Raw genomic sequence first — 7,530 nt, forward strand, 5'->3', positions numbered from 1 at the left:
GGCGGGCAGCCGCCCGGCCGGGGTGTCCAGGCGACGGTGGCCCCACCAGCCCAGCCCGGCCACCAGCACACCCTGCATCGCCAGGCCGAGCGGCCACACCGGCCAGGTGCCCTGCCGGTCCGGCACGCCGCTCTGGTCGAGACCGCGCAGCTCGCCGTCGAGGCACTCGACGTCCCGGACGGGGTCACGCTGGGTCCAGCGCAGGCCCACGGACAGCAGGTTGAGCGGCCCGGGCTCCGCCCAGGTCCCGTCCTCGACGAGCCCGCCCTCCCAGGGGGACGCATCCGCGAGGACGGCGTAGGGGTTCGCCGCGAGCAGCCATCCGCTGCGCCGCGGGTCGGGGATCGTCCGGGTGGTCACCGGGCCGACGCACCGGTCGGCGATCCCGTCGTACAGCTCCGGGTGCGCCGCCTCCCACTCGGCCCAGGCCCGCTCCGCCTCCTCCGGGGTCATCTTCTCGAGCTCCGCCTCGGTGAACGGCTCCGCCGTCATGGAGCCGTACTCGGCGTCGTTGGCCCGCACCTCGGTCTGCAGGAACTGCAGGGACAGCCCGAAGGCCACCAGGGTGCCGATCGTCAGCGCCGCCACGATCAGGTACGTCACCACGACGGCGAACAGCGTGCGCCCGGCGATGGCCGAGACGGCCACGCCGATCCCCGCGATCATGCCGAACTCCACGAGGATCATCACGAGCCCCACCAGCACGGCCCACGGGGACACGCGTCCCACCACGGCCGCGACCGCGAGCCACGGCAGCGCGGCCGCGAGGAACGCGGCGGAGGCGATCCACGCGGCCAGCCACTTGCCCGCCATCAGGTGCCCGGTCCGCAGCAGGGTGACCTGGGTGATGGCCAGGGTGCCGCCGGCACGGTCGCCCGAGATCGCGTTGGCCGCCAGGGCGGGCGAGACCAGCAGCGAGAGGGTGAGGACGAAGAGCAGGACGCCGTCGAAGAGCGTCCGCCCCAGGGCGCGCATCTGCTGCTCCGCCAGCTCCGGCTCCAGGCCGGACGCCTCCATCTCCGTCATGCCCAGGCTCCGCAGCCCGAGGGCGCCGAGGGTCACCGCCCCCACCACCACGAAGAAGACGCCCAACAGCACGTACCAGCCGCGCGAGCGCAGCCGCTGACGCAGTTCCATGCCCACCACGGTGGCCACGGCCTGGGCCGCGCCGAGGCGTCCCCCCGGCTGCGGCTGCGGCGGGCGGCGGTCGTGGATCGAGGTCGCGACAGCGGTGCTCACGGCCGGTCTCCTTCGGTGCGGGGGCCCTCCAGATGGAGGCCCAGGTAGGCGTTCTCGAGGCGGGAGCCCTCCGGGGCGAAGTGGCTGACGAGCACACCCTCGCGCACGAGGTCCGCGAGCAGCGCGGCCGCGGCGGCCTCGCCCCGCAACTGCACCACGACGCCGTCCCGGCGCTGGCCCGCGCCGGCGCCGGTGGCCGCGGTGACGGTCAGGCCGCGGGTCTCGAGGGCGCGGACGAGGGTGTCCCGGGCCGTCGGGTCGGGCCCGGCGATCCGGTAGGGGCGGGCGAGGCCGTCGGCGGCGCGGAACTCCTGGGTGGCCACCGTGGCGCCCTCACGGAGGAACACGGCGCGATCGGACATCTCCTCGAGCTCGGCGAGCACGTGGGAGGAGACGAGCACGGCGGTGCCGGCTGCGGCCATGGCGCGCAGGTCGTCCCGCAGCCGGATGCGGGCGGCCGGGTCGAGGCCGTTGGCGGGTTCGTCCAGGAGCAGGACGGAGGGCCGATGCACGGTGGCCCGAGCCAGGGACAGGCGCTGCTGCTGGCCGCGGGAGAGCACGCGGGCGGGCCGGTGGGCGAACTCCGTGAGCTCGACCCACGCGAGCTGCTCGTCCGCGCGCGCCGACGCCTCCGCCTTCCCCATGCCGTAGAGCCGGCCCAGGCTGGCGAGGATGTCGTGGCAGGTCAGCTCCTCCCACACGCCCAGGGTGTCGGGCATCCAGCCGAGCCGCCGCCGGGCCTCGACGGGCTCGCGCACCGCGTCCACCCCGGCCACGGACACGGCGCCGGCGTCCGGGCGCAGCAGGGTGGCCAAGATGAGCAGGAGCGTGGTCTTGCCCGAGCCGTTCGGGCCGACGAGGGCCGTCACGGAGCCGGCGGGCACGGTGAGGGAGACGTCCCGCACCGCATGGACGGCGCCGAACGAGCGGGCGAGGCCGTGGGCCACGATCCCGTCGTGGGCGGCCGCCCCCAGGACGGGTGAGGCGGGCGGGGGTGCTGGAGCGGTCATGGCCCCATCCTTGCCGGGCCGTGCTCGGACGCGGATCCACCCGGGGGATGATCCCGGCGCCGATCCGAGCCCGACCGGGGCCGCAGGCGGGGCCGCGGGCGCCGTCGTCCTGACCGGCCGCGGGCGCCGGGTCCAGCATCCGGAACAGGGGTTCACCTGGCGGACCCGCGCGGGTGCGCGCCCCTAGACTTGGCCCGAACCGACCCTCGATCCCGTCCGGAGCGACCCATGAGTCTCATCGTCCAGAAGTTCGGCGGCTCCTCCGTGGCCGATGCCGCCGGCATCCAGCGCGTGGCCCGCCGCGTCGCGGACACGGTCCGGGCCGGGAACCGCGTGTGCGTCGTGGTCTCGGCCATGGGCGACACCACGGACGAGCTGCTCGACCTCGCCGCCGAGCTCACGCAGGACGCGCCCGCACGCGAGATGGACATCCTGCTCTCGGCCGGCGAGCGCATCTCCATGTCCCTGCTGGCGATGGCCATCCACGCCGAGGGCGTCGAGGCCCGCTCCTACACCGGCTCCCAGGCCGGCATGCTGACGGACACCTCGTACGGCCGGGCCCGGATCGTCAAGGTCAACCCCCACCGCGTGCAGGAGGCCCTCGACGCCGGCCGCGTGGCCATCGTGGCCGGGTTCCAGGGCATGAGCCCCGAGTCCAAGGACATCACCACCATGGGCCGCGGCGGCTCGGACACCACGGCCGTCGCCCTCGCCGCCGCGCTCGGCGCGGACGTGTGCGAGATCTACACGGACGTGGACGGCGTCTACTCGGCGGACCCGCGCGTCGTACCGACCGCCCGCAAGCTCACCGAGCTCTCCTCCGAGGAGACCCTCGAGATGGCGGCCTCCGGATCCAAGGTGCTGCACCTGCGCTCCGTGGAGTACGCGCGCCGCTTCGGCGTGCCGCTGCACGTGCGCTCCTCCTTCTCCGACCATGAGGGCACCTGGATCATGCCCGACCCGAACGACACCATCACCCTTCAGGAAGGCGCTCCCATGGAACAGCCCATCGTCTCCGGCGTCGCCCACGACCGCTCCGAGGGCAAGGTCACGATCGTCGGCGTCCCCGACGTGCCCGGCAAGGCCGCCGAGATCTTCCGCGTGATCGCCGTGTCCAACGTGAACATCGACATGATCGTGCAGAACATCTCCCGCGAGGGCTCGGGTCGCACGGACATCTCCTTCACCCTGCCGATCGTGGAGGGCAAGGACGCCATGGCCGCCCTGCGCGCCGCCCAGGACCGGATCGGCTTCCAGGACATCGTCTCGGACCCGGAGATCGGCAAGCTCTCGCTGATCGGCGCGGGCATGCGCTCCAACCCGGGCGTCTCCGCCACCTTCTTCAAGGCCCTCGCCGACGCCGGCGTGAACGTGGACCTCATCTCCACCTCGGAGATCCGCATCTCCGTGGTCACCGCCGAGAGCAAGCTCGACGACGCCGTCCGCGCCGTGCACGCCGCCTTCGGCCTCGACGCCGAGGAGGAGGCCACGGTCTACGGCGGCACCGGCCGCTGACGCCGCACCCGCCGCTGCCCCACCCACCAACGACGCCGGCCCCGCACCTTCAGCGTGAAGGTGCGGGGCCGGCGTCGTGCGGGCGGTTCCTCCCGTTCCGTCAGCGAGGACGGAGGGGGTCGGCGGTCACGGGACCTGGACGGTCACGTCGGTCGTGATGCCCGCGTCCCAGGTGACGAGGCCCTTCCAGGTGCCCGAGGTCAGGCCGGACCAGGAGAGGGTCGCCTCGGTGGCCTTGCCCGAGGTCACGGGCACCGGGTTCGGGGAGACCGTGAGGTTGCCCGCGTCCTCGCGCAGCTTGAGCGTCTCGAGGGTGCCGGTGTCCTTGCCGCCGTTGGCCGCGTACAGGTGGCCGACCACGGTGTAGGCGCCCGGGGCGGGGTCGGCGATCGTCAGCGTCTCGGACTCGTCCGCGGTCGCCCGGGAGAACTGCTTGCCCTCGGGGGTGATCACGTACAGGTCCCAGTCGGCGCCGGCGGCGCCCGCGTTGATCGAGGCCACCAGGGACTGGGTGCCCTCCTCCACGGTCACCGTGGACACGGCCAGTGCGCTGGACTCGAGCGAGTTGCTCGCGGTGGCGGCGGCCACGGTGGAGTCCACCTTGCCCAGGCCCAGGACCTGCGGGGTCAGCTCACCGGTCACGCCGGGGGTGATCTCCACGTCGGCGGAGCCGGTGGCGCCGGAGCCCTCGACGGCGGAGGTGACGGTCGCGGACTTCGCCTTCACGGTGACCGGGGAGGTCACCTCCGGGACGGCCTTGCCCTTGGCGGTGGTCCAGGACATGGAGCCGTGGGTCCAGGTGTTCACGGCGGCGTCGGTGCGGGTGACGGTCAGCTCGACGTCGGCGGACTGGCCGGCCTTCAGGTCCAGCACGGCCGGGGAGGCGGTCACCTCGAAGCCGGGCACGTTCGCAGAGAACCGCCAGCGGCCGTTCTCCAGGGCGGTCACGGTGCGGGTCACGGTGGCCGAGCCGACGACGTCGGGGATCGCCAGGGACGGGACGTTCACGTCACGGCCGGCGATGTCGCCGCGCAGCAGCGCGTCCCACTGCTCCTTGCCGGAGTCGTAGACCAGGCCCGGACGGGCGGCGGCGGCCGGATCGGCGGAGCCGGCACCCGTGGCGAAGTTGTCCGTGTTCACGGTGCCGTCGGCGTTGTACACGTCGCCGGCGGTGGTCATGAGGGCGGACTTCACGGCCATCGGGGACCAGGCCGGGTACTTGCCGATCAGCAGCGTGGCCATGCCGGCCAGGTTCGGCGAGGCCATGGACGTGCCGGACATCAGGCCGAACGTGTTGCCGTGGTAGTCGGGGTCCAGCGGGGAGACGCCGGCGATCACGTTCACACCGGGGGCGGCGAGGTCGGGCTTCAGGAGCTCCTGGTTCACGGCGTTGGCCGGCCCGCGGGAGGAGAAGCCGGCGATCTGGGGCAGCGGGTCCTCCGGCAGGCCGGTGGTGTCGCCCGGGACGATCGTGGCGGTGAGGTCGGAGGACTTCACCTTCTCGATCACGCCGTTGTCGTTCATGTGCACGGTCGGCACCGCGTGGATGTCCGCGTCCAGCGAGCCGGACGGGGTGTTCACGAGGATCATGCCGACGCCGCCGGCCTCCTCCACCACCTGCGACTTCTCGGTGCGGGCGTTCCCGCCGCGCTCGCAGAGCACGATCTTGCCGGCGGCCTCCTCGGTGAGCCCGCCGGGCAGGCAGAGACGCGCGGCCTCGGCGTCGCCGGCGGCGACCTCGGACGCATGGATGACCTCGGCCGGGCCCACGCCGGTGCGGGCCGAGGAGGCACCGCGGAGCTGCGTGCCGTCGGAGAACTGCACGGTGGCGGTGAGCTCGTTGGAGAACGTCTCCGCGGCCACGGTGGTCAGCCACGGGGAGCCGTGGTTCACGGTGTTCGGGCCGGGGCCGGAGTTGCCGCCGGAGGCGGCCACGAAGATGCCGGCCTCGGCGGCGGACTTGAAGGCCATGGCCACCGGGTCCACGATCGAGGTGTTGGAGCCGGAGATCGAGTAGTTCAGCACGTCCACGTTGTTCTCGATGGCCTGCTCGACGGCGGCCACGGAGGCGGAGGTGTAGCAGCCGCCGGTGTCCGGGTCGGTGTCCTCCCAGCAGATCTTGTAGGAGATCAGGTTCGCGGCGGGGGCCACGCCCGCGCCCTCGCCGAAGGAGTCGCCGTCGATGGTCTGCTCCACCCCGGTGTTGCCGAGGATGGTGGTGGCCACGTGGGTGCCGTGGGAGAACACGCCGAGCGGGGAGATGCGCTCCTCCGGGGCCCGCTCGTCCACCGGGACGAAGCGCTCGAAGTCGTCGGAGAAGGCGTAGGCGCCGATCAGCTTGGAGTCGCACGACGAGGCCGGGAAGTCCGGGCCGGTCTCGCACTCGGCCGTGGCGGTGGTGCCGTCCGCCTTGAGCACGGCGATCTGGCCGTCCGCGGTGCGGTACGGCACGCCGACCTTGGCCTTGCCCTTGAGCGGCTGGACGGGCTGGCCGTCGATGAACGGGTTGTCCGGGTGGATGCCGGAGTCGATGACGCCGACCACCACGCCCTTGCCCGCGTTCTCGGCCTTGCCGTACACGGACTTCCAGGTGCCCTTCTTGCCGGGCAGGCCGAGGAACTCGGTGGAGCTGTAGTCCGGGGCCACCTGCTCGTCCGGTGCGACGCCGAGCACGGCCGGGTCCTTCGCGATCGCCTGGGCCTCCTCGGCGGTCAGCTCGGCGACGAACGCGTTCACGGCCCGCTGGAAGGAGATCTCGGCCTTGGCGCCGTGGGCCTTCGCGACCTTCGCCTGCTGGCGCTGGAGCTTGGCCTCGTAGTTCTTCACGCGCGGGTGCGAGGGGTCGAACTTCGCCTTCGGGGCCGCGCCCGGAACGGCGCCGGCCTCGGGGGCGGTCACCGACGGCTGGTCCTTCAGGACCACGAAGTAGCGGCCGTCCTCGAACTGCTGCTGGACCTGCACCTCGCCCTGCGGGCTGGAGACGGTGCTGCCGTCGGGCAGTTCGACGGCGGTGGCCGACACCGCGAGCGCGGGAGCGGCCACGAGGCTCGCGCCCGCGACGGCCGCGGCCAGGGCCCGACGGCGCCGGGCAGGGGGGGGGTTCTGAGGCATTGCCTCCGCCTTTCTCATCAAGGTCCGCCCAGCTCTCACCCGTGGCACGCCGGCGGGGATGACGCCGGGGGACGGGGAGATCGGCACCCATGTGATGGGCACCACAGCGAGACACGTGCAATCTACCGTCCGGTAGGGCGTTTGACCAGATCTTTGTCAGGCAACGTCCAGGACCGTCGAATTGGGGCCGCCGGAGTGCGCTCCCCGCGTCGGCATCACGTGGGCCCGCTCGCTCCCGAGGGGCGCCACGGGGGAGGATGGTGGGGCCATGCCCGAGCCACGCACCGCCTCCGCGTCCCCGCCGACCGCCGTCGTCGTCCTGCCCGCCGACGTGTGGCGGGCCCATGCGCGGGCGCACCGCGAGCGCATCGCCCGACGCACGGACCCGCTGGTGGCCCTGCGGATGCGCGGTGAGAAGCACCCGGTGCAGGACTTCCTCTTCGGCTACTACACGCACTCCCCCGCCGCGCTGCAGCGCTGGCACCCCGGGCCGGGGGTCCTCCTCGCGGACGACGACGGCGCCGCGGCCCGTGCCGAGGCGGCCGAGCTGGGCACGACCCCCCGGGGCGAGTGGAAGCACTACCGGCGCGTCGAGGCCGGCGAGGTGGCGGGCGCCGTCGTCGACGGCCGCCCGGTGGGCGGCTGGCTGGTGGAC

The 7,530-nt window shown here is 73.4% G+C and carries 4 protein-coding genes and 1 pseudogene; 2 read left to right on the forward strand and 3 right to left on the reverse strand.

Going from position 1 to position 7,530, the window contains the following annotated elements:
• Positions 1 to 1,239, reverse strand: a 1,239-nt coding sequence (locus HMPREF3105_RS09115; RefSeq protein WP_070709301.1) for an ABC transporter permease, incomplete at its 3' end; no start/stop codon positions are given.
• Complete coding sequence (locus tag HMPREF3105_RS09120) at positions 1,236 to 2,249, reverse strand: ABC transporter ATP-binding protein (protein ID WP_049147236.1); 1,014 nt, start codon at positions 2,247 to 2,249, stop codon at positions 1,236 to 1,238. The genes HMPREF3105_RS09115 and HMPREF3105_RS09120, both read right to left, overlap by 4 nt.
• Before the next feature lie 228 nt (positions 2,250 to 2,477).
• Between HMPREF3105_RS09120 and HMPREF3105_RS09125 the strand changes: the two genes are divergently transcribed.
• Positions 2,478 to 3,764 carry an aspartate kinase gene (locus tag HMPREF3105_RS09125; protein ID WP_036384130.1) on the forward strand — a complete coding sequence of 429 codons (1,287 nt, stop codon included), beginning with the start codon at positions 2,478 to 2,480 and terminating at the stop codon, positions 3,762 to 3,764.
• A gap of 126 nt (positions 3,765 to 3,890) precedes the next feature.
• Here HMPREF3105_RS09125 and HMPREF3105_RS09130 read toward each other — a convergent pair whose 3' ends face one another.
• Positions 3,891 to 6,875: a S8 family serine peptidase gene (locus HMPREF3105_RS09130; protein WP_070709303.1), complete on the reverse strand. Its 2,985-nt coding sequence runs from the start codon at positions 6,873 to 6,875 to the stop codon at positions 3,891 to 3,893.
• 268 nt (positions 6,876 to 7,143) lie between these two features.
• Here HMPREF3105_RS09130 and HMPREF3105_RS09135 point away from each other — a divergent pair.
• A pseudogene (locus tag HMPREF3105_RS09135) lies at positions 7,144 to 7,530 on the forward strand (3-methyladenine DNA glycosylase); the annotation flags it as partial.

The organism is Micrococcus sp. HMSC31B01, from assembly GCF_001816085.1.
Taxonomy (GTDB): Bacteria; Actinomycetota; Actinomycetes; order Actinomycetales; family Micrococcaceae; genus Micrococcus; species Micrococcus luteus.

Excerpts from the sequence above, each read along its gene's own strand:
- HMPREF3105_RS09120 (WP_049147236.1), bottom strand. The coding sequence starts at position 2,249 with ATGACCGCTCCAGCACCCCCGCCCGCCTCACCCGTCCTGGGGGCGGCC.
- HMPREF3105_RS09125 (WP_036384130.1), top strand. The coding sequence starts at position 2,478 with ATGAGTCTCATCGTCCAGAAGTTCGGCGGCTCCTCCGTGGCCGATGCC.
- HMPREF3105_RS09130 (WP_070709303.1), bottom strand. The coding sequence starts at position 6,875 with ATGCCTCAGAACCCCCCCCCTGCCCGGCGCCGTCGGGCCCTGGCCGCG.